The 20,297-nt window shown below is 40.6% G+C and carries 18 protein-coding genes, 1 tRNA gene and 4 pseudogenes; 2 read left to right on the forward strand and 21 right to left on the reverse strand.

Features of this window, described 5'->3' with window-relative positions; all coding sequences use genetic code 11:
* Positions 1-57: 57 nt before the first annotated feature.
* The 3 genes from PAN94_RS07220 to PAN94_RS07230 all read right to left on the reverse strand — a co-directional run bounded on the left by PAN94_RS07220 (position 58) and on the right by PAN94_RS07230 (position 2,476).
* Entirely contained in the window at positions 58-750 is a 693-nt protein-coding gene (locus tag PAN94_RS07220) for a histidine phosphatase family protein (RefSeq protein WP_062004998.1), read from the reverse strand.
* Between the two features lie 110 nt (positions 751-860).
* Entirely contained in the window at positions 861-2,198 is a 1,338-nt protein-coding gene (locus PAN94_RS07225) for a PFL family protein (protein ID WP_285875295.1), read from the reverse strand.
* An 11-nt stretch (positions 2,199-2,209) separates the two neighbouring features.
* On the reverse strand, positions 2,210-2,476 hold the full coding sequence (locus PAN94_RS07230) for an ACT domain-containing protein (RefSeq protein WP_005590918.1): 267 nt from the start codon (positions 2,474-2,476) through the stop codon (positions 2,210-2,212).
* A gap of 243 nt (positions 2,477-2,719) precedes the next feature.
* Between PAN94_RS07230 and PAN94_RS07235 the strand changes: the two genes are divergently transcribed.
* Positions 2,720-6,001 carry an LPXTG-anchored zinc carboxypeptidase gene (locus tag PAN94_RS07235; protein ID WP_285875296.1) on the forward strand — a complete coding sequence of 1,094 codons (3,282 nt, stop codon included), beginning with the start codon at positions 2,720-2,722 and terminating at the stop codon, positions 5,999-6,001.
* 163 nt (positions 6,002-6,164) lie between these two features.
* Here the strand turns inward: PAN94_RS07235 and PAN94_RS07240 are convergent.
* The 10 genes and pseudogenes from PAN94_RS07240 to PAN94_RS07285 all read right to left on the reverse strand — a co-directional run.
* Positions 6,165-6,269: pseudogene (locus tag PAN94_RS07240) on the reverse strand (TnpW family protein); the annotation flags it as partial.
* Positions 6,227-6,358 carry a hypothetical protein gene (locus tag PAN94_RS07245; RefSeq protein ID WP_259273761.1) on the reverse strand — a complete coding sequence of 44 codons (132 nt, stop codon included), beginning with the start codon at positions 6,356-6,358 and terminating at the stop codon, positions 6,227-6,229. The gene PAN94_RS07245 and the pseudogene PAN94_RS07240, both read right to left, overlap by 43 nt.
* A gap of 176 nt (positions 6,359-6,534) precedes the next feature.
* Complete coding sequence (locus PAN94_RS07250) at positions 6,535-7,299, reverse strand: class I SAM-dependent methyltransferase (RefSeq protein WP_285875297.1); 765 nt, start codon at positions 7,297-7,299, stop codon at positions 6,535-6,537.
* A 167-nt stretch (positions 7,300-7,466) separates the two neighbouring features.
* Positions 7,467-7,706, reverse strand: a pseudogene (locus PAN94_RS07255) (DUF5960 family protein).
* Positions 7,699-8,061 carry a hypothetical protein gene (locus PAN94_RS07260; RefSeq protein ID WP_285875298.1) on the reverse strand — a complete coding sequence of 121 codons (363 nt, stop codon included), beginning with the start codon at positions 8,059-8,061 and terminating at the stop codon, positions 7,699-7,701. Before PAN94_RS07260 ends, PAN94_RS07255 begins: the two are co-directional and overlap by 8 nt.
* Entirely contained in the window at positions 8,058-9,482 is a 1,425-nt protein-coding gene (locus PAN94_RS07265; protein WP_285875299.1) for a Y-family DNA polymerase, read from the reverse strand. Before PAN94_RS07265 ends, PAN94_RS07260 begins: the two co-directional genes overlap by 4 nt.
* 3 nt (positions 9,483-9,485) lie before the next feature.
* A complete protein-coding gene (locus PAN94_RS07270; RefSeq protein ID WP_285875301.1) occupies positions 9,486-10,172 on the reverse strand; it encodes a helix-turn-helix domain-containing protein in 687 nt (228 codons plus the stop codon).
* Positions 10,173-10,180: 8 nt separating this feature from the next.
* A pseudogene (locus PAN94_RS07275) lies at positions 10,181-11,041 on the reverse strand (ImmA/IrrE family metallo-endopeptidase).
* Positions 11,042-11,261: 220 nt separating this feature from the next.
* Positions 11,262-11,888 carry a hypothetical protein gene (locus PAN94_RS07280; protein WP_285875302.1) on the reverse strand — a complete coding sequence of 209 codons (627 nt, stop codon included), beginning with the start codon at positions 11,886-11,888 and terminating at the stop codon, positions 11,262-11,264.
* 96 nt (positions 11,889-11,984) lie between these two features.
* Entirely contained in the window at positions 11,985-12,326 is a 342-nt protein-coding gene (locus PAN94_RS07285) for a helix-turn-helix domain-containing protein (protein WP_285875303.1), read from the reverse strand.
* A 404-nt stretch (positions 12,327-12,730) separates the two neighbouring features.
* On the opposite strand from PAN94_RS07285, the pseudogene PAN94_RS07290 reads away from it, so the two are divergent.
* Positions 12,731-12,937, forward strand: a pseudogene (locus tag PAN94_RS07290) (conjugal transfer protein); the annotation flags it as partial.
* A 172-nt stretch (positions 12,938-13,109) separates the two neighbouring features.
* Here PAN94_RS07290 and PAN94_RS07295 read toward each other — a convergent pair.
* From PAN94_RS07295 to rimP, 8 genes are all read right to left on the reverse strand, one after another.
* Entirely contained in the window at positions 13,110-13,991 is an 882-nt protein-coding gene (locus PAN94_RS07295) for a class II fructose-bisphosphate aldolase (protein ID WP_125378845.1), read from the reverse strand.
* Positions 13,992-14,173: 182 nt separating this feature from the next.
* A tRNA-Leu gene (locus PAN94_RS07300) sits at positions 14,174-14,259 on the reverse strand.
* Positions 14,260-14,390: 131 nt separating this feature from the next.
* A complete protein-coding gene (rbfA, locus tag PAN94_RS07305) occupies positions 14,391-14,741 on the reverse strand; it encodes a 30S ribosome-binding factor RbfA (protein ID WP_005590924.1) in 351 nt (116 codons plus the stop codon).
* A gap of 329 nt (positions 14,742-15,070) precedes the next feature.
* Positions 15,071-17,872, reverse strand: a complete 2,802-nt coding sequence (gene infB / locus PAN94_RS07310; protein WP_285875304.1) for a translation initiation factor IF-2 — start codon at positions 17,870-17,872, stop codon at positions 15,071-15,073.
* Positions 17,873-17,888: 16 nt separating this feature from the next.
* The gene (locus PAN94_RS07315) at positions 17,889-18,188 is read right to left on the reverse strand and encodes a YlxQ-related RNA-binding protein (RefSeq protein WP_125390167.1); all 300 of its coding nucleotides are present in this window, start codon (positions 18,186-18,188) and stop codon (positions 17,889-17,891) included.
* Complete coding sequence (rnpM, locus tag PAN94_RS07320; protein ID WP_045498837.1) at positions 18,181-18,477, reverse strand: RNase P modulator RnpM; 297 nt, start codon at positions 18,475-18,477, stop codon at positions 18,181-18,183. The genes PAN94_RS07315 and rnpM overlap by 8 nt, the downstream gene beginning before the upstream one ends.
* A gap of 11 nt (positions 18,478-18,488) precedes the next feature.
* A complete protein-coding gene (gene nusA / locus PAN94_RS07325) occupies positions 18,489-19,724 on the reverse strand; it encodes a transcription termination factor NusA (RefSeq protein ID WP_285875305.1) in 1,236 nt (411 codons plus the stop codon).
* Positions 19,725-19,787: 63 nt separating this feature from the next.
* Positions 19,788-20,276 (reverse strand): ribosome maturation factor RimP, encoded by a 489-nt coding sequence (gene rimP / locus PAN94_RS07330; protein ID WP_037586333.1) that lies wholly within the window; start codon positions 20,274-20,276, stop codon positions 19,788-19,790.
* Positions 20,277-20,297 lie beyond the last annotated feature (21 nt).

The following is a 20,297-nucleotide window of genomic DNA, read 5'->3' on the forward strand; positions in this document are numbered from 1 at the left end:
GATTGAGAGAAAGCAGCTCAAGAAAGCTGAATTATTGCCATATTTTCTTTCAACCGTTTATTTAGCGTCCAAAATTTTGGCACCAACTTCACGATAGGACACATCTCCCAAGATCTGAATCGTAAATTGCCCTTTTTCATATTCAACAACTGTCACACTGCCGTTGTCAACCTCAGGATTTTTGCTAATGGCTTTATCAATCAGATAAGCAAAAGTCCCGATGGTCATACTATGGCTGACGACCAAAGCATTGCCTCCACCAGCAGCTTCCACTTCTTGAGCAATAGCTGTAAATCCAGCTAAAATCCGCCCACTGAGTTGCTCCCATGGTTCAGCCCAGCCAGCCGTATCCACTTCAACCAAACCGTCAGCCAATTCTGGGAAAGTCAGCTCTTTATAATTGTCAGTATCACGCACCCTTGGAATCACTCCACGGAAAAGATCACCACCATAAGCCCCGTCAAAGCTCCCGAAGCACCACTCTCGAATACGCTTGTCAAACTTATAAGGAATCTTCCCTACCAAATCCAGCTCTTCTAGGATAATCCCCATGGTCTGAATGGTTCGACCAGAGTCGCTCGAAAATGCCTTGGTAAATTCCAAGCCAGACTCTCTCAGCCCAATCCCTAGTTCACGGATACCACGTTCGCCTTCTTCAGTTAAGGGAGTGTCCGACCAACCCTGAGCCCGACCAATGGTATTAAACATAGTCTTACCATGCCGGATGATGTATAATTTTGTTTTTGCCATGAATGTCTCCTTTTTAATTAAGGCCACTCGGATAAGGAGTGGCTTATTTGTCTCGCACTTGACTGAGCAAGACAGAGGGAAAGGGTCTGTCTAAACAGACCCTCTATTACTTAGTTTTTGAAACTGTGAATTGGCGCAGGAATCTGACCGCCCCGCGCGATAAAGGCAGCTGACGAAGCCTGATTAACCTTCATGACCGGGGCTGTTCCCAAGAGACCGCCAAATTCGATCATATCGCCTTCCTTGCCCTTCGGAATAATCCGCACAGCTGTCGTCTTTTGATTGATAACGCCAATCGCTGCTTCATCCGCAATCATAGCTGCGATGGTTTCAGCCGGCGTTTCCTCTGGAATGGCAATCATATCCAAACCGACCGAGCAGATAGCTGTCATAGCTTCTAGCTTTTCTAGATTGAGCGAGCCATTTTGCACAGCTGCAATCATGCCCTCATCTTCAGAAACAGGAATGAATGCACCAGATAGTCCGCCCACCTGATTGCAGGCCATGACACCGCCTTTTTTGACTTGGTCATTGAGCAGGGCAAGCGCCGCTGTCGTACCGTGGGTACCGACTGTTTCTAAGCCCATTTCTTCCAAGACACGGGCCACTGAGTCCCCGACTGCTGGCGTCGGAGCCAGACTCAAGTCAACAATCCCGAACTTGACGCCCAGACGCTCGCTGGCCATCTGACCGACCAACTGACCGATACGAGTGATTTTGAAGGCCGTTTTCTTGACCGTTTCAGCGACCACGTCAAAGCTCTCACCACGGACCTTTTCCAAGGCCCGTTTGACAACACCAGGCCCAGAAACACCAACATTGATGACCACATCTGCTTCACCGACACCATGAAAGGCGCCCGCCATGAAGGGATTGTCTTCTACCGCATTGGCAAATACAACCAGCTTGGCCGCCCCCATGTCAGAAAGCTGAGCTGTTTCCTTGATAATGCGCCCCATATCCGCAACTGCCGTCATATTGATGCCGGTCTTGGTTGAGCCGATATTGACAGAGGAGCAGACCTTGTCCGTCTCAGCCAAAGCGCGTGGAATGGAATTAATGAGGATTTCGTCTCCTTTTTGATAACCCTTTTGGACCAAAGCAGAGAAGCCACCGATAAAGTCCACACCGATTTCTTTTGCTGCCCGATCCAGAGCATGAGCCAGAGGCAGATAATCCGTAGCATCGGTAGCTGCCCCAATCAGAGAAATCGGAGTCACGGAGACGCGCTTGTTGACGATAGGAATCCCGAGCTCTGCAGCAATTTCGTCCCCAACTGCCACCAAATTTTTAGCCTTGGTCGTGATTTTTTGGTAAATCTTCTCAGCAGCCCGATCAATGTCCGAGTCAATGCAGTCTAAGAGAGAAATGCCCATGGTGATGGTCCGAATATCAAAATTCTGCTCCTCAATCATGGCAATGGTTTCTGTAACTTGTCTAATATCCATGTGCCCTCTCCTTAGATATTGTACATAGCGTCAAAAATCGCTGCGCTTTGAATATTGATTTTGACATTGAGGGTCTGACCAAAGGCCTCAAATTCACTACGAAGTGCTGCAAAATCCTGCTTTTCGTCGCTAGAAACGACAGCCATCATGGTAAAAAATTCATCCAAAACAGTTTGAGAAATATCGTCAATATTGAGCCCCAGCTCGGCAATTTTACTAGCTACACCAGCCACAATCCCTGCCTTATCTTTTCCAACAACCGTAATAATCGCTTTCATCGTTTGCTCCAATCATCTTTATTGCTAATATTGTAGCATAAATGCCTGTTTTTTGCATGAAATTGCAAAAATCCAAACTGCGAATATTGCGTGCTGTTTAAATATCAGACTCAAATACTCTTCAGAAATTACACATATCTCATCCTTTCGTTAGAAGTTTATTTTTTATCTATGTTTTTGTTTGTAAACGATTTCAAACTTTGTTATACTGAATTTAAGAACATATTAAAAAGGAGGTTTCTTATGAAAAATTCTTATAAGAAACGCTTATATACACAAGTCCTCAGCCTATCCGCTGCGGTTCTATTGGCCGTTTTAACTCAAGGAAATGCGGCAGCTGATACGCTTAACCCTGCTGAACCTCCGCAAGACAGCAGCAAAATCAGTACTTTTGTGGAACAGCCTACACCTGCAAGTACAGAGAAGGCTGAAGAAACTTCGGATACTCCACAAGCTGAACCACTAGAGAAAAGCAGCCCATCTGAAGCTTCATCTGATAAAGCCGACAGCAAGTCTCCAAGTCTTCCTTCCACAGCGTCAGAGGAAAAAGCAGCTGAAACTACCCAAAAACTGGATACTACAACTAAAACAGAAGTCCGCGCAGCTAGCACCCAAGAAAACAAGGTTCAGCTTGCCGACAGTAAGGTTTACATGTCCGAAAAAGCCAGCATTGAAGAAACTATTCAAGAACAGGGCGCTCAAGCTGGTAAAATCACTTGGACACTAGACAACAAGCCTATTAACGAGTGGAAAACTTGGAAGATGGAGGACGGCACCTTCACTGGCGACCCGTTTGTCACTGTCGAAGAAAAAGCTGATGGAAATGACCTCAAAGTTTCCCTCAAATTTAATGAACTATTTGGGCAAGACTTAAGCCTGCGCACACCAAACAATATCCGTAGAACCTATCGCAACTTTATGGGAAGTCATGAATTAGTCGGAACCAGCGAAGATCTTGGCCTGACTATTCGCAAGAACATCGTTCTGCGACCTTACGAAGATTTCCATACCCACGATGAAATGCTGGCAGCTATCGAAAAGAGTCGACAAGATGCTAAAACGGATCGCTTGGTACAGATTGAGAACATCGGAAAGAGTGCCCAAGGTCGTGATGTCAAGCTCGGTATCATCAGCTCCGACCAAAAAAGCATTGACGACTATCTCAACACAACCAACAAAGTTGCCCTTACTAAACCAGCTGAAATGTTAGCTGCGCTAAAAAATGGTACGCTGGACTACAAACTTCCAGTTTTTATCAATAACACCCACGCTGACGAACAGCCAGCCATCGACATCATCACTGGGCTCTTCAATACTTTTGCGACCAAGGAGCAAATTTCCTTCCAAACAACTGACGCTAACGGTGCTGCTAAAAATATCACCCTCAATATCAAAGAACTCCTCAAGAAATTCATCTTCCTCTTTGACTTTACTGAAAATCCTGACGGAGATGTTGCCAATACGCGTGCTCTTGCCAACGGAATTGATCCAAACCGCGACACTAGCTATCAGGCTAACCCAGAAACCCGTACCGTAGCTGGACTCATTAACAAATGGAATCCAATTGCTCTTTATGACATTCATGGATTCGTTAAAGAATTCTTGATCGAGCCAGCGACACCGCCACACGATCCAAACTTTGAATACGACCTTCTGTCTGAAAATATGCTGGAAAACGCCCACCACATGGGACGTGCTGGCGTCGCTAACTCTAAGTATGACAGCTATATCATCCCTAAACTAGACTGGGGCGATGGCTGGGATGACTCCTTCTCCGGCTACACTGGTGTTTATGCCATGTACCACGGCATATTAGGACATACCATTGAAATCCCTGAGGGAAATCAGGAATCCTACAAGGCTGGCTACCACGCTGTCCTTGGAGGTATCTCTTACCTGTCCCAAAATCCTGACAAGCTCATGGAAATGCGCCTTAACTTCTATCTCCGTGGCATCAACAAGGTTGAAGATCCAAAAGCTGAAAATGAGTTGGTCGGACCTGACGGCAAGGTTGTTGGACGGGTGAAAAACGGTCAGAAAAAATTCTTCCCTGACTATTATGTCATCCCTATGGGGCTCGAAAAAGACAATGATTCCCAACAAGCCTTTAATATGATTGAATACTTCAAGAGAAATGGTGTTGTCATTCAAGAATTGAAGGAAGATGTTGGCAACTATAAGAAGGGCGACCTAGTTGTTGATATGGCTCAAGCTAAGCGTGGCTATGCCAACCATATCCTCTACAAAGGATCAAACGAATCTGCCTGGACTGCCATGTATGCTGAGCTTTTGGTAAACTTCCCAGATATGAGAGGCTTTAAAGCTGAGCCTATCTTTAAAGACAAACTCTTTGATGGCAAACTCGGCGAAGTCACTGCTCTCCGTGCTACTCGGACGCGCGATATCAACTACTCAGCACCTTACTATGTCATCGCCAATACATCTGACAGCGCAGTCAAAGCTGTCAACCAAGCCATTCGCCAAGGTAAGAAGGTCTATCTGACAGAAGATGGTTATATCGTTGATACATCAACCTTTGCAAATCTCTTAGGTGATTATGCTATTTATGGAGATGCCTTGTATAAGGTTCCGGAAGGGCCAAGCTTGAAAGCACTGAAGGTCTATGCACCTCCTCATCAATTCTACTGGGCAGGAGTGGACTCACCTACTCATACCGCTCTGGCACTGAAAAATCTAGGCTTTGATATTGTCGATACACCTGAGGAAGCTGATGTCATCGTCCTTGAAAGCAACAACTTTGACAAGTCTATTCTTGGTCGCAAACCAACCATTGTAGTGGGGGGCTCTGCTATGCAACGCCTTGAGAAGCTTGGTGTTCTAGATGGATTTGATGCGGAAAGATTCTCTGGCGGCAGCGATTTTGAAGGTCTGATGAAGGCTATTATAGACGATAAAGATCCATTGACTAGCGGCTATAAGAAGAATGATCTCTTCTATTCTAACTCTGGAAACTGGATCGCAAAAGCTCCTGCCAACTTCAAGACTTTGGCGACTATTGCAGACAGTGACTACTACATTGCAGGCTGGTGGCCAGGCAACGAAAAATTAGCCAATAAAATCGTTGCTATTTCTGGTAATTACAAGGAACATCCACTCTTCGTATATGCTGGAAATCCAACCAATCGTCTGCATACCATTCACTTCTACCGTTGGGTATCGAACGCTGTCTTTGGCGATCAATTGGCTGAGCTGAAAGATATGCCTGTCACTCATAAACCAAGTGTCGAAATTGTTGAAATTTTGAACCAAAAACCTCAGCCAAAACAAGCAGGCAAACCAGCCGACAAACCGACAGCTCCAAAAGCGAAAGAAGAGCAATTAGAAAGCCTTGCTCAGAAAACAAGCGAAACACAGTCTATCACTACAGCTCAAAAAGTAACAAATACTCAGCAGGCCCAGCTCCCACAAACAGGAAGCAAGGAAAACTCTGCTCTCTTTACAGTTGCAACGATTCTTCTGGCTACAAGCGGTGGTCTCTTCTTACTTAAAAAGAAAGAAGCGTAAACATTTCTATTCTGCTAGATAGAGCTTTGCTCACGATAGCTCCTTAAATATAAAAATCGCATGGACAAATCATTTCAGTTTCATCCATGCGATTTTTTTCGTGACTTACCATCTTGTAGTATTCAGCTGACATAGACTTCGCTGTTTTTCCTGTTGCTACTTGTCAAGGATTTTTAATCAAAATCATCTTTTTTTCGTCTGATTTTCTCCTAAGCTCCCTCAGCATTATTCTTGTAAGTTTATCTTGCATTGTTTCAGTTGCATTTTCATTGAAATGGTCAACAACCTCATAGGTGGTCTTTCCAATCTTTCTCTTTGCGCCAATACTTTTTTATCTGTGTTTTTCAGTTCTTTCATAAATTCTCTTTTCCGTTTTTGAATGTTTGACAACAAAAAAGGAAGTATAGGTAATTTGCTTTTACTTCCTCTCTATCATTTTATTTAATTATTTTATTTCGACAAACTGGGATTTTTAGATTTTAACCCTTACGGAAAATAAAACGGGCTATTCTCCTAAAGTATGTTCTATAATATTATAATTTAATGCAAAGTGTAGCTATATAGTCATTTCCATAACGTGATAATCTATTTCTTTTATCACATGATTCATAAAAATCTATCATAGCGAGACCATTTTTAAGTTGTCCTCTAATCTGAGTTTCTAAGGTATGGCTAAATTCATATCCATATTCTGGATTGATGGTTATCTTGCCTTCCTCTTCAAGCTCTTTTGAATTAAAAGGTATTGAAAACTTTAAAAGTAATTCCTCATCAGGTTTGTCCCATACAGTGTCAGCATCATACATGTATATCCAAGGATTCATAAATCCGACCATTAACAATCCACCCTTTTTTAATACTCGAGAAGCTTCTTTGTACATGTTTTCTAAATCTTCTATATATACATTTGAAACTGGATTAAAAATAATATCAAAAGTTTCATTTTCAAATGGAAATGGTTTTGTCATATCGCCTTGAACGGTATTGATTTTTAAGCCTTCTCTTTTAGCAACCAACTCATCTCTTTGTAATTGTGATTTAGAAAAATCCATTATGGTTACATCATAACCTTTTATAGCAAAAACTGGTCCCTGCTGTCCACCACCACAAGCTAACCCTAATATCTTTTTTCCGTTGGCTTTTTCAAACCATTCTTTCGGAACTTTTTTTCCAACAGTTAAGGCAACAGAAATTGGATGTTTTCTAACTTCTTCTAATTCTTCATGTGTCAATGGCTCAGTATAGTCATTTTTTACATTATTCCATCTATCTTCATTGAATTTTATATAATCGTTCATCTTATCATCTCCTCGTAATTTTATACTGTTTAGATTTAGGTTAGATGAGTTGCCATCACTTGATTTCATTTTATTATACCATATGTTCAATTACTATTATTTCAATATTTTCTTAATTAGTATTTTTAAAATTTATTTTTCCTATATTTAAAATATCGAACCAAAGATTATTTTTCTTTCATCACTTTAAAATAAAAATAATGATCCCTTCCATCCTTGGCATTTTCTTTATTAAGCTTGAAGTAGTTCTTCTGATTAATAGCCATTGTTCGAAGTATATCATCAATTAAGAATGTCAATGGCACATCCATCGCTGAATATTTTTGGAAATCTTCTTCAAATCAGATATAGTCCTCTGAAAAATAATCTATCTGTAATTTATTCTCATAGAGCTCTTTTCTACTCATAGTCTACTTCCTCCAAAAGATGAATTTGTAGGATATCATCTACCTGAACCAACTTATATCCGTCACTCGTTTTGACGGATATTTCTTTTCTAGATAATTCTCTAACTTCTCCTATGATGGTGAGTTTTTGAGCTTTGTGTTTGACGGTAAGTCGCCCTTTTAGCTGTCCAACATAAAGCTGAGAAAGCAACAAGAGCCTTTCAGCCTTGTCCAAATCACTAGATAAATCAATACGATTTTTCTCTTCACCTAGCGAGGTAGTATGTTCAGATAAAAAGAAGCCCATCCACTTTTGCATGCCAGGATCTTGATATTCTCGTGCTGATTGAAATGGTAAGTAAGAACGATCAATCATTTTAATCCATCCAATCCTCCAGCAGAATGACCTCCTATCAGTTTACTTCTCGCAATACTTCTTGATGCTTTATCTAATGAATTCGCCTTTAATAGAGAGGTGAAGCCAAACTGATTTCTAACAGAGTCAATAGCTACCTGGAGCCTTTCTTCTTTTTCTTCTTTTTCTTCTTTGTCAACATCATCAAATAGTGAAATCAATCCATAGGATCCATCCACAAATCCTGAATAGCTGACCGCGACATTTCGGATCGCTCCTGAAGTGTATTTGTTATGAAATAACTTCAATACATAGTTTGTGAGCATATCCGTATTATTCGTTGGTTCTATCTTCATTTGAGTATTGATAGAATGTTTGTTTTCTTGTTTAGAGTAACCTAAATGTATTGCAACTACAGTTGCTTTCTTTCCTGCTCGTCTTAGACGAATAGCGACTTGTTCCGCCATTTCTCGTAGTACAATCTCAATTTCTCTTTGATCCACATAATCCCGTGGTAAAACCTGAGAATTTCCTAAACATTTAGACTTTGGTTTATAGGGGATATGAACATTACTTTCATCCACTCCATTAGCATGGAACCACAAGCGAAGCCCTGCCACTCCCAAATTTTGCTTTAACATGTCTGGATTAGTATTGGCCAACTCTTTGATTGAATAAATCCCTAAACCATTCAGACGTTTTTCCATGCGTTTACCAATCCCCCAAAAATCTGTCATATTGGGGATATTCCAAACTTTCCTTTCAACATCTTGGTAAGACCAATTTGCTCTCATTGTAGGTGTTCTCTTTGCTTCATTATCTAAAGCTAACTTTGCGAGCAGTGGATTTGCATTCGACATTCCTATTGTTGAATAGATCCCTGTTTCTCTCCAAATATCCCTTTGAATTTTTGCAGAAATGGCATCTAGCTTATCTTTCCTAGAAATAGTTTTGTCTGAAATAAAATAGTTTAATGAACTTGTAAGATCAATAAAACCTTCATCAATGGAATAGGGATAAACATCGTCAGGACTTCCATAATTTTGAAATATTCTTTGAATTTCCATATTTACAGCTATGTATTCATCCATCCTAGGCGGAACTATAAGGGTTGATTTTGCCCACTCCTCGATATATCTAACATATTCAGGATCTGTTCTCAATCCTTGTTTTTTAGCGTTGTAATAAGAGAACCTTCTGGTATTAATATCAAATGGCAAATCATAAGAACGCCCTACATTGGACTTACCAAATACCTTCTTGAACATGGGAGAAGATGCTAGAATAAGACCTGCTGAGTTATCCGCTCGGCTCATGACACATAAGGAAGTCTTGAGAGGATGCAAACCTCTTGATACACACTCTACGCTAGCATAGAAGGACTTCATATCTATAAAAGCAATATCACTTTTGGGCTCCCTTGAATAATCAAAATAGCCCATAAATTAGTCCTCCAATGGCACAAAGTTTCCTACAATAATCCCAACTACTCTTGGATCTTCGTCATAAGAAATGAAAATATCCTTATATTTCGGGTTAATAGAAACTAATCGTAAGCCGCCTTCTTCACGATAGACTCGTTTGATATATGTCTGATTATTGCAGACAACTGCATAAACTGCTCCATCGTAATCAAAACCTGTCTCACGAATAAGAGCTACCGAACCATTTTGATATTTAGGTTCCATTGAGTCTCCAGATACCCATGAAGCAAAATCATGGGCCAACTCTTCATCGAAATAAACAGTATCATAATTTCGATCATCATAAACGGAAGCTCCGATACCAGCAGACATTTTTTCATAAACATGGTATTCGTAAAGTTTTCTTGATATCGACATAACCTTTTGTGACTGCTCTTTTTGAACTAAATCTCTAGCATAAGTAACTACTTGATCTTTACCTTTACTCGACAGTGTATTATACAAACGAACTATCTCAATTTCTGTAAAATAACCTTTGGGTACACTAAGGATTTGTTCCAACTGCCTTACTTTTCCCTTAGAAGGTGCTTTTACTCCACGTTCCCAGGCTGAATAGGCTTGGTAGCTAATTCCTAATTGATCTGCGATCTCTTTTTGGGTCATTTTTAACTCTTTTCTACGAGCTTTCAATTTTTCTGGTTGATACATAATTCACCTCACATTAGTAATAATTGCAATTCTGCTTTTTTCTTAGCCTCTTCATCTGAAAATTTTTCCTTATCCCAAACATAGGCGATCGACTTTCCTTTATTATAGACAAGCCACGTTTTTAGATTGATACTATTTTCCTTAATTTTCTTCCAATTTTTCTGATCCAATAATTCTGGAAAATCTTGGCTAGTCGCAAAACCTGTTTTATTAACAGCTTGCTTAATATGAATAATACGAGAAGATTCATATTGATTAAATTCCTCGATAATTTGTTCTTTTATATTTTGAAATAAGAGGAGGATTGAAAAATTCTTCCCGTCAATGTATAGATCGATCGCTTGCTTAATTTCACTCTCTTTATCAGGACAATATTCTCTTAGCAAATCTAAAAGACGAAAGAATAATGCTTGTTTCTAGACTTCAAGACTCTCTTGAACTTGTTTAAAATTCTCACAACTATAATAGATTTTTGATAAAAGAACAATATCTGGCATTAATACCACAGCTGAAAAGATATTAGCCTCCCGTTCTAGTAAATTTTCCTGATTATCTATCGATTCTGTAAAATAATTTCTTTCGTGTCCAAGAATAAAATGCCCTAACTCATGACAAAGTGTGAAATTTTGTTTTACTTTTGGATTATCTCGCTCATAAGAAAAACTAACACCTAACTCATCAACTACTGTCAAACCTTCTATCTTGTGATTCGAGAAGTGGTGACTAATCACTTTAATTTGGTTCTTCTGAATACAATGTTGAAAAAAATAAATGAAATTATAATTTAGTAACGAGATATTATTATTCTTCATGTACTGGTATAACACTTGTTTTGTTGCACTACTTACTCTTGTATACAATTCATCCAAAGAATAATACCTCCCTTAAGTATGATTTACAAATTTAAACCTATTTGGTTGAATTTATTATATAAAAAAAGTAGACTATTGTCCACTTTTTCTTCATGAAATATCTTAATATTCTTTGTGAACTACAATATAATATAATCTTGAATAAATACTGATTTCTAAGCTTAAAAATCAGTACTCTCGTAAAATACCTAAGAAGTATCGTTACATCCAAGACTAATTACTGTTTTTTTGATTTCTTTGAAAAAAGATAGAAAATATATATAAAAGCAAAAGCAAGTGCACCAATCATATAATAATTTTTGATTGTATTAATAAATAAGAAGGCTGGAATATATAAATTCCCGAGCATCAAAGTAAGTAATAGACATATAAAGCAATATTTCACACAAACAAATTTTTGATTATCCAGGTTCATAAATTTAAGAATAAACCAGATTACAAGATCAGCGGATATCAACCAAAAAAGTATTGTTTTCCATAGATCTGTGAAAGTTTCTTTTTCTGAAATAAAAAGCAATATATCTGCTGTAACTACCGAAATAAGTCGTTCAAGTAGCTTGACTAAATTGATTCTTGAAAATAAGAAAACACTTTTACCATATTGTCCTTTTCCATCAGCCTTATCCTTATTTTCATCATGATATTTGGGTAATATATTAAAGATTATATATAATAACCAAAAAGTGGCCACTATTTGTAAAATTAGCAATATAAACTTTGCACAATCAAAATGACCGTGTATCTTTGCGAGCACTGCTATATTTGCCACGAAAAAAGAAATAGCACCTAAAAGATCAATATTCGAGTTAATTTCTTGTATCTGTTTTGTTAGCTTTTGATTCAATTAAACACCTCTTAACTTATCTCCATATACTTTAACAAACTATATAATATCTATTAACAACAGTAAATTACTTTCTCAAAAAATTCATTTGAATAGTTATTTTTGTTTTCCAAACAACTTCTTCCGTTCTTCCATAAACTCAATCAACTCTTTCTTGAAGACTGCTTTTTCTTCATCAGTCAATCCTTTTGAATTCATACGGAAAAGTAATTCAATATTATCTAGTTCATCTGATTTTTCTTCTGAGTTTCCGACTAGATAGTCAACTGACACATTCAAAATCTGTGCAATCTTGACTAAATTATCCTGTGTTGGTTTTTTTACTCCACGTTCCCATGAAGCGTATGCTGGTTGCGAAATTCCTAGTTTTTCCGCTACCTCTACTTGGGTTAGCCCTGCTTGTCTCCTAAGGTCTTTTAAGCGATCTGAAAATTCCATTTTAAACCTCTAAAAAAATTTTTTATTTTTCCAAAATAATCCCTTGACAAATATAGCTGATAGTTATATCATTTTTAAAAATAATAACGCCTAGCTTTCGGCATTACGATCATTGACAATTAAATAGAAGGTGCGTCTGACAACCAGAGGACTGATCATCAGAACATCACATAAACTTCGTACCTTTATTGTAAATGCTTTGACAGGAAAAGTCAAATCCGTTGATGGTTGAAGTGAAGATTTAAAACAAGTATTTGTGGGCTTCCACGCATTTCGGACTTCTGCACTTTTCCGAATAGTAAAGTGAACTGGTTGTGCTAAACGGCAGCTCTGTTGCTCCTGCCCCTCAATGTCTTTGCTGAAAAATTAGTACTTAAAAAATAAGAAATGAAAGGATAAATTATATGGCTAAAATTGGATTAAACTATGGAGAAAAACTACAAATTGTGGATAAAACCTATCGCGTTATTACAGACGGTCTGAACATCCCAGAGATTCTTGGAAAACTGACTTTCCGTGGTATCGAAGGACCCGATATTATTTTTGAAGAAGATCGCACACAACGAAATCCCGATAGATCATTTGTTCAGGTCAACACTGAAGAGATACGCTGTGGGAGGATAAACTAAATAATAGGCCACGAATGTGTCTCAACTGGAAAACTCCTTATAAAGTATTTTGTGGTGAAATTGTGTACTCAATTTGACAATTCAAGGACAAAACAAAGAAAAAAGGTTTATCCAATTTGGATAAACCCTGTTATATTAAGCTTTTACAAGCTTCTTATGCTTTACCTTCTGAACCGAATACGTCAATACGTTCTTCAACTGATGCTTGGATAGCTTTGACACCGTCAGCCAAGAATTTACGTGGGTCGAAGAGTTTCTTCTTGTCGTATTCTGCTTCGTTTGCTTCATAGTCACGAGCAAATTTACGAGTTGCGTTAGCGAATGCGATTTGGCATTCAGTGTTAACGTTAACTTTCGCAACACCAAGTTTGATCGCTGCTTGGATTTGGTCATCAGGGATACCTGAACCACCGTGCAATACGATTGGGAATCCTGGTACAGCTTCAGTCAATTTTTGCAAGTGGTCAAGGTGAAGACCTTTCCAGTTTGCAGGGTATGGACCGTGGATGTTACCGATACCAGCTGCCAAGAAGTCGATACCAGTTGCAACCATTGCTTTAGCATCTTCGATTGGAGCCAATTCACCATCACCGATGATTCCATCTTCTTCACCACCGATAGTACCAACTTCAGCTTCTACTGACACGCCGTTTGCATGAGCAAACTCTACAACTTTACGTGCTTTTTCAAGGTTTTCTTCAACTGGAAGGTGTGAACCATCAAACATAACTGAAGTATAGCCAACTCGGATACACTCAAGTGCATCTTCGTAGTGACCATGGTCAAGGTGGATCGCTACTGGTACAGTGATACCCATTGATTCAACAAGGTTAGCGATCAAGTTGCGAGCAACTTTGTACCCACCCATATATTTAGCAGCACCCATTGAAGTTTGGATCAAAACTGGTGCTTTTTTAGCTTCTGCTGCGCGCAAGATAGCTTGAGTCCACTCAAGGTTATTTGTGTTAAATCCACCAACTGCATAACCATTGTCACGAGCTGCTTGGACAAATTTTTCTGCTGAAACGATTGCCATTTGTAATAGGCCTCCTCTTATTTTTTGTGGAATGAACCACTTACATTGTTTATTTTATCACTTTTTCATTAAAATTGCTAGTTTTTCCTGAAATTTTAAGTAATTCCCAAGCAATTTTTGAATTCAGGCATCTTCAGCTTCTTTGAGAAAACAAAAAAACTGACCGAAGTCAGCTAATCCTATGCGGAGAGAGGGACTTGAACCCTCACGACCTAAAGCGGTCACAGGATCCTTAGTCCTGCGCGTCTGCCAATTCCGCCATCCCCGCGATTGAGTACTTTACTAGTATAACAGGATAATCTCCACTTGTCAACACCTTTTTTCAAAACTTTTAAAAAGTATTTTCAAAAATAAAAATGAGACAGGGCTCGTAAACACTGCCCCATCTCACTCTTTTCATTAATGTTTTTCTAAATTACGCAACATCTGATCAATCTTATTACCGTACTCAATAGACTCATCTTTGACGAAGGTCAAATCTGGAATCTTATACATCTTGAGGTTTCGGCCCAGTTCACGCTTAATGGTACCGGTTGCCTTTTCCAAGCCCAGCTGTGCCTTTTGATTATCTGAAGCCAAGTCACTCATGATGCTATAGTAGACCTTGGCCATAGACAGATCGCCCAGCATTTGGACATCGGTAATGGTCACACCTTGGACACGTGGATCACGGACTTTCTTTTGCAAAATCTCATTGACTTCACGCTTGATTTCCATTCCTACACGGTCGGTACGAAAATGATTTGCCATAGAATTTCCTTTCTAATTTTTTCTTCTGCAATATGAGGCTGGGACAAAAGTCCTAGCCTCTCAATTGTCTTTGGATTATCGAGCAAGACGCAGTGGTTGAGTGGGCTCTATTACGCTGATTTCATCAGCTTTTACAGCCCTACTCAACTGTGCGGAGGTGGGACGACGAAATCGAATTCTAACGAATTACCGATTTCTGTCCCACTCTCATATTTTTAGTTTTAGTTGAATGAAAGTCGCTCTAAACTCTTTGTAAAAAGATGCTTGAGATAAAAAGGATCAATTTCCATCCAATATGCTTTTCACTGAGAGTTTTCGGAGGAATTCTCTTATTTCTTGATTTCTTCCATGATATAGGCTTCAATCGTATCATCCACTTGGATATCGTTATAGCCGTCAATCATGAGACCACCTTCGCGGCCGTTAGTGACTTCTTTTACATCATCCTTGAAGTGTTTCAAGCTAGCCAACTGACCATCGTAAATTACGACACCATCACGGATGACACGAACCTTGGAATCACGGGTAACTTTACCATTGATAACCATAAATCCACCGATAGTACCAACCTTGGAAACTTTGAAAGTTTCGCGGATAAGGGCTTCCCCGATGATTTTTTCTTGGTATTCTGGGTCCAGCATTCCTTTCATGGCATCTTCCATTTCTTCGATAACCTTATAGATAATGCTGTGGAGACGGATTTCTACATCATCAGCTTCTGCTTGCTGGCGAGCTTGCGGTGTAGGGCGAACGTTAAATCCAATGATAAAGGCATTTGAAGCTTCTGCCAATGTTACATCAGACTCATTGATAGCACCAACTGCTGAGTGGACAATGGTAATCTTAACGCCTTCCACTTCAATCTTCTGCAAGGAAGCAGCCAAGGCTTCTACAGAACCTTGTACATCGGCTTTGATAATGACGTTAACAGACTTAACTTCACCAGCTTTGAGGGTATCAAAGAGATTTTCCAGACTGACACGATGAGTAGCTTGACGTTGCTTGAGAAGGGCACGTTTAGCACGTTCTTCACCGGCTGCACGCGCAGCTTTTTCATCTTCATAGACGGCAAAGTGGTCACCTGCCATCGGAGTTTCATTAAGACCTGTGATAGAAACTGGCGTAGATGGACCTGCTACTTTGACACGACGACCTAAGTCATTGGTCATAGCACGGACACGTCCGAAGGTATTTCCGACAACGATTGGATCTTGGACATTCAGCGTACCTTGTTGAACAAGAAGGGTTGCAACTGCACCTTTTCCTTTATCCAAACGGGCTTCGATAACCGTACCGATAGCGCGAACAGTCGGATCTGCCTTGAGTTCTTGAATTTCTGCTACAAGCAGAACTGTTTCCAAAAGCTCATCGATATTCTGGTTGAATTTCGCAGAGATTTCAACAAACTCAGAATCTCCACCCCAAGCAGTTGACATAACACCATGCTCAGCCAATTCACCAATCACGCGCTCAGGATTGGCACCTGGCTTATCGATCTTGTTGATGGCCACAATAATTGGCACATTAGCGGCTTTAGAGTGGTTGATCGCTTCAATAGTCTGAGGCATAACACCGTCATCAGCTGCTACGACCAAGATGGTAATATCGGTAACAGAAGCACCACGCGCACGCATCGAAGTAAAGGCCGCGTGTCCAGGCGTATCCAAGAAAGTAATCTTCTTGCCATTTTCCTCAATCTGGTAGGCACCGATATGCTGAGTGATCCCACCCGCTTCACCTGTCGCAACGCGAGAGTTACGTAGAGTATCCAAGAGGGTTGTTTTACCATGGTCAACGTGTCCCATGATGGTAACAACTGGCGGACGTTCTACTAATTCGTCTGGATTGATGTAGCCTTCTTCGACAAAGAAGCGCTCAATATCAGCTGTATCCACTTCTACCTTCTTCTTAGCTTCGATACCGTAATCCACCATGAGGAGCTCAATAGTATCACCGTCAAGAGATTGGTTTTGTGTTGCCATCACGCCCATCATAAAGAGCTTCTTAACAATTTCAGCTGGCTCGCGCTTGATCCGTTTTGCGATTTCCGCAACGGTCATGCCATCTGTGTATTCGAATTCGCTTGGCAACTCATGGAACTTGCGTTCTGTAACAGGTTTTGGAACCTGATTCTGGTTACCTTTTCCTTTTTTATTTTTCTTATTGTTATTCCAGTTACTGTTTCTTTGATTTCTCACTTGATTTTGACTATTTCGATTCCTTTGTTGTTTTCTTGGACCTTCTTCTTCGCGATCAAAATCATCGCGCTTCTTATCTGGTCGAGCTTGCTTTTTACGACGAGTATCTACCGCAGCTTGTGCTGGTGCAGGAGCAGCCGGTTGGACTGTTTCAGCCGGAGTAGCTTTAAATACTTCAGCAGTTGTTGTCTCTGCTTGGACTGGCTCTTTTCGTCTATTCTGGCGTTCCTGCGCTTCTTTAGCTGCTTGAGCCTGCTTGAAACGCTCCTCACTAGAACGTGCATACTCCGCATTTTGCTCCGCTTTCAGAGCTGCTGCCCGAGCCTTAAAGTCAATTTTCGGACCTTGAGGTTGTTGGCGGTTTTGACCGTTAAATCCTTGATGATTCTGACCATTCCGACGGCCATCTTGACCACGATTATCACGACGGTCATTACGGCGCTCTTGGCGATCGTTGTTGGCCTTGCGGTCATGACGATCACGCTCATTGCTTTCCTTCTGGTCAAGATTTTGTGGTTTCCGATTTTGTTGCTGCTTACGACGCTCTGCTTGTTCCTTGGCACGTGCTTCACGCTCTGCCTTAAAATTTCGACTTTGTGGCCGAGCTGGAGTCGGTTTAGCAGGAGCTTCAGCTGCCGGTGCGTCAGCTACTTTGGGCTCTTCTTTTTTAACAGGGGCCACTTCTTTTTGGACTGGAGCAGCTGGTTTTTCAGCTACTTTATTTGGTGCTGGCTGGACAGCCGCTTCTTTCTTTGGAAGAGGCTTAGCAACTTCTTTAGTCGAGAAGCTAGCCTTGATGCGCTGGCTTACTTCTTCTTCTACGCTGGAAGAATGGCTTTTGACTTCTAGGCCCAATTCCTTTGCCCGAGCTACTACCTCTTTACTTTCCTTCCCCAATTCTTTTGCGATTTCGTACAATCTAATTCTAGACAATTCTTGTCCTCCTCTTCTATTGCATAAGAGACCTCATTTTCTTTGTAAAACCAGCATCTGTGATGGCGGCTACTTTACGAGCCTTGCCAATCGCAGTGCTTAATTCCAGTGTTGAAAACACGGTTGACACTTCTATCTTGTAATAATGGCTTTTATCAGTAATCTTTTTCATCAGATTTGGTCCGGCATCCTCAGCTAGAAAGATCAGATGAGCCTTTCCTTCTTGGATGGCTTTGATGACCAATTCTTCTCCTGAAATGATGCGGCCAGCTCGCTGGGCCAAACCCAGCAAGTTTGCTAGTTTTTCTTTATTCAAGACCCAACTCTCTTCTCTTGACCTTGTGATCGACATAGGCAATCAGCTCGTCGTAGAAACTTTCTTCTACTTCCATACTGAAACTACGATTAAAGACCCGTTTTTTCTTGGCCTGCTGAGCTTCTTCATTATCTAGCTTGATATAAGCACCTCGCCCATTGGCCTTGCCTGTCGGATCAATGAAGACCTGACCTTCTTTATTCTTGACGATGCGCAACAAATCACGCTTGTCAATCACTTCATTTGACACAACTGATTTTCTTAAAGGGATTTTTCTTGTTTTTGCCATATCTGCCTCCCTTATTCTGCGACTACTGCTTCACTTTCTTCGAGTTCGATTTCAGTTGCCACTTCTGTATCATTCAGCTCTTCCGCTTCAAATTCTGCTGAAGCAGCATCTACTTCGGTTGGTACGTAATCTTGGCCAAATCCACCAAGCTCGTTGGCTGCTTCCATTGCTTCAAATTCGCTAGCTGACTTGATATCAATTCTGAAACCAGTCAAATGAGCTGCCAAGCGAACGTTTTGACCACGACGGCCAATAGCTAGAGAAAGCTTATTATCTGGCACAACAACCAAAGCTCGCTTGTTGTCTTCTGCATGGAAGATAACTTGATCGACCTCAGCTGGAGCAATAGCATTATAGATATACTCGGCTGGATCGGCAACCCATTCGATGACATCGATATTCTCTTCAGTCGGAATCATACGCCCACTTTTGGCATCATATTTGGCTGGGTGGAATTTGCTGGTAATCTTCTTGATATTGGCACCACCACGTCCGACGATGGTTCCGATCGCATCCACGTTTGGATTGTGGCTGCGAACCGCTACCTTGGTCCGATCGCCCGCTTCACGAGATACGCTCATGATTTCAACAGTTCCGTCGTAAACCTCAGGAATTTCCTGCTCCATCAAGCGCTTGATCATCTCTGGATGGCTACGGCTAACGAAGACATTGACACCACGCGGATTGTCTTCTACCTTGTAGACAAAAACCTCGATGCGGTCATGAGAGGCAAAGACCTCACCAGGAATCTGGTCTTGTTTAGATAATTGTGCTTCAATAGTGCCCAGATTGACATAGATAAAGCGATTATCAAAGCGCTCCACAGTTCCTGACATAATTTCATTTTCATGTTCTTTGTAGGTATTGTAAGTGATGGCACGGGTTTGCTTACGCATCTTTTCCATGATGGTCTGCTTGGCAGATTGAGCTGCTACTCGGCCAAATTCAGCTGGCGCTTCTTCAAACTTGATCTTGTCTCCTAGCTCATAGGCAGAGCTGATAGCCAAGGCATCCTTGAGGCTGATTTCCAAGCGGCTGTCAAAGACCTCGTCCACGACTTCACGGACAGTATAGACATGGAAATCACCTGTTTTTTCATTAAACTCAATGGCTGCGCTGTCTGCCTGACCGTAGCGACGACGATAAGCAGAGCGAAGGGATTCTGTCACTGCTTCGATAATATCTTCTTTTTTAATACCTTTGTCCTCTTCCAAAATACGGAAGGCCTCTAGCATTTCTTTACTCATCTTCATGTAACTTTTGCCGAAGCAAAAGTATTCCTTTCTTCATTATATTATTGCGATCTGTTACTAAAATTTAACGGCCAGTCTTGCTTTTGACACTAGATTATATGGAATTTCAACTTCTTTTTTGCGTGTTTTATCCATATATTCCATGAGCAAGACGTCGTCTTCAAATCCAAGCAAAGTTCCTTCGAAAACCTTATTTTTATCCAGTGCCTTATAAAGACTGACATGGATATAGCTTCCAACTGCAGCTGCCACAGCTTCCTTGGTCTTCAGCGGACGCTCCAAGCCTGGGCTAGTCACTTCCAGAAAATACTGGTCAGGAAAAGGATCGGGCTTGATAGAGTCCAACAGAGGACTGATAATATCAGTCAAATCTGCTGTATCATTGACCGTAATCCCCTCGGGCTTGTCTACAAAAACACTGAGAACATAGTCACCGCCCATCTTGCCGTATTCAATATCTACTAATTCATAGGGTTCTTGGATGGCTGGCTCAATGACTTCTCTTACTAATTCAACAATCGTTGCGATAAGACTGCACCTCCTCACAGACAAGAGGCGAAGATACTT

It is taken from the genome of Streptococcus sp. SC1 (assembly GCF_030272855.1).
In the GTDB taxonomy this organism is placed as follows: Bacteria; Bacillota; Bacilli; order Lactobacillales; family Streptococcaceae; genus Streptococcus.

Excerpts from the sequence above, each read along its gene's own strand:
- PAN94_RS07220 (WP_062004998.1), bottom strand. The coding sequence starts at position 750 with ATGGCAAAAACAAAATTATACATCATCCGGCATGGTAAGACTATGTTT.
- PAN94_RS07225 (WP_285875295.1), bottom strand. The coding sequence starts at position 2,198 with ATGGATATTAGACAAGTTACAGAAACCATTGCCATGATTGAGGAGCAG.
- PAN94_RS07230 (WP_005590918.1), bottom strand. The coding sequence starts at position 2,476 with ATGAAAGCGATTATTACGGTTGTTGGAAAAGATAAGGCAGGGATTGTG.
- PAN94_RS07235 (WP_285875296.1), top strand. The coding sequence starts at position 2,720 with ATGAAAAATTCTTATAAGAAACGCTTATATACACAAGTCCTCAGCCTA.
- PAN94_RS07245 (WP_259273761.1), bottom strand. The coding sequence starts at position 6,358 with ATGAAAGAACTGAAAAACACAGATAAAAAAGTATTGGCGCAAAGAGAA.
- PAN94_RS07250 (WP_285875297.1), bottom strand. The coding sequence starts at position 7,299 with ATGAACGATTATATAAAATTCAATGAAGATAGATGGAATAATGTAAAA.
- PAN94_RS07260 (WP_285875298.1), bottom strand. The coding sequence starts at position 8,061 with ATGATTGATCGTTCTTACTTACCATTTCAATCAGCACGAGAATATCAA.
- PAN94_RS07265 (WP_285875299.1), bottom strand. The coding sequence starts at position 9,482 with ATGGGCTATTTTGATTATTCAAGGGAGCCCAAAAGTGATATTGCTTTT.
- PAN94_RS07270 (WP_285875301.1), bottom strand. The coding sequence starts at position 10,172 with ATGTATCAACCAGAAAAATTGAAAGCTCGTAGAAAAGAGTTAAAAATG.
- PAN94_RS07285 (WP_285875303.1), bottom strand. The coding sequence starts at position 12,326 with ATGGAATTTTCAGATCGCTTAAAAGACCTTAGGAGACAAGCAGGGCTA.
- PAN94_RS07295 (WP_125378845.1), bottom strand. The coding sequence starts at position 13,991 with ATGGCAATCGTTTCAGCAGAAAAATTTGTCCAAGCAGCTCGTGACAAT.
- rbfA (WP_005590924.1), bottom strand. The coding sequence starts at position 14,741 with ATGGCAAATCATTTTCGTACCGACCGTGTAGGAATGGAAATCAAGCGT.
- rnpM (WP_045498837.1), bottom strand. The coding sequence starts at position 18,477 with ATGGCAAAAACAAGAAAAATCCCTTTAAGAAAATCAGTTGTGTCAAAT.
- nusA (WP_285875305.1), bottom strand. The coding sequence starts at position 19,724 with ATGAGTAAAGAAATGCTAGAGGCCTTCCGTATTTTGGAAGAGGACAAA.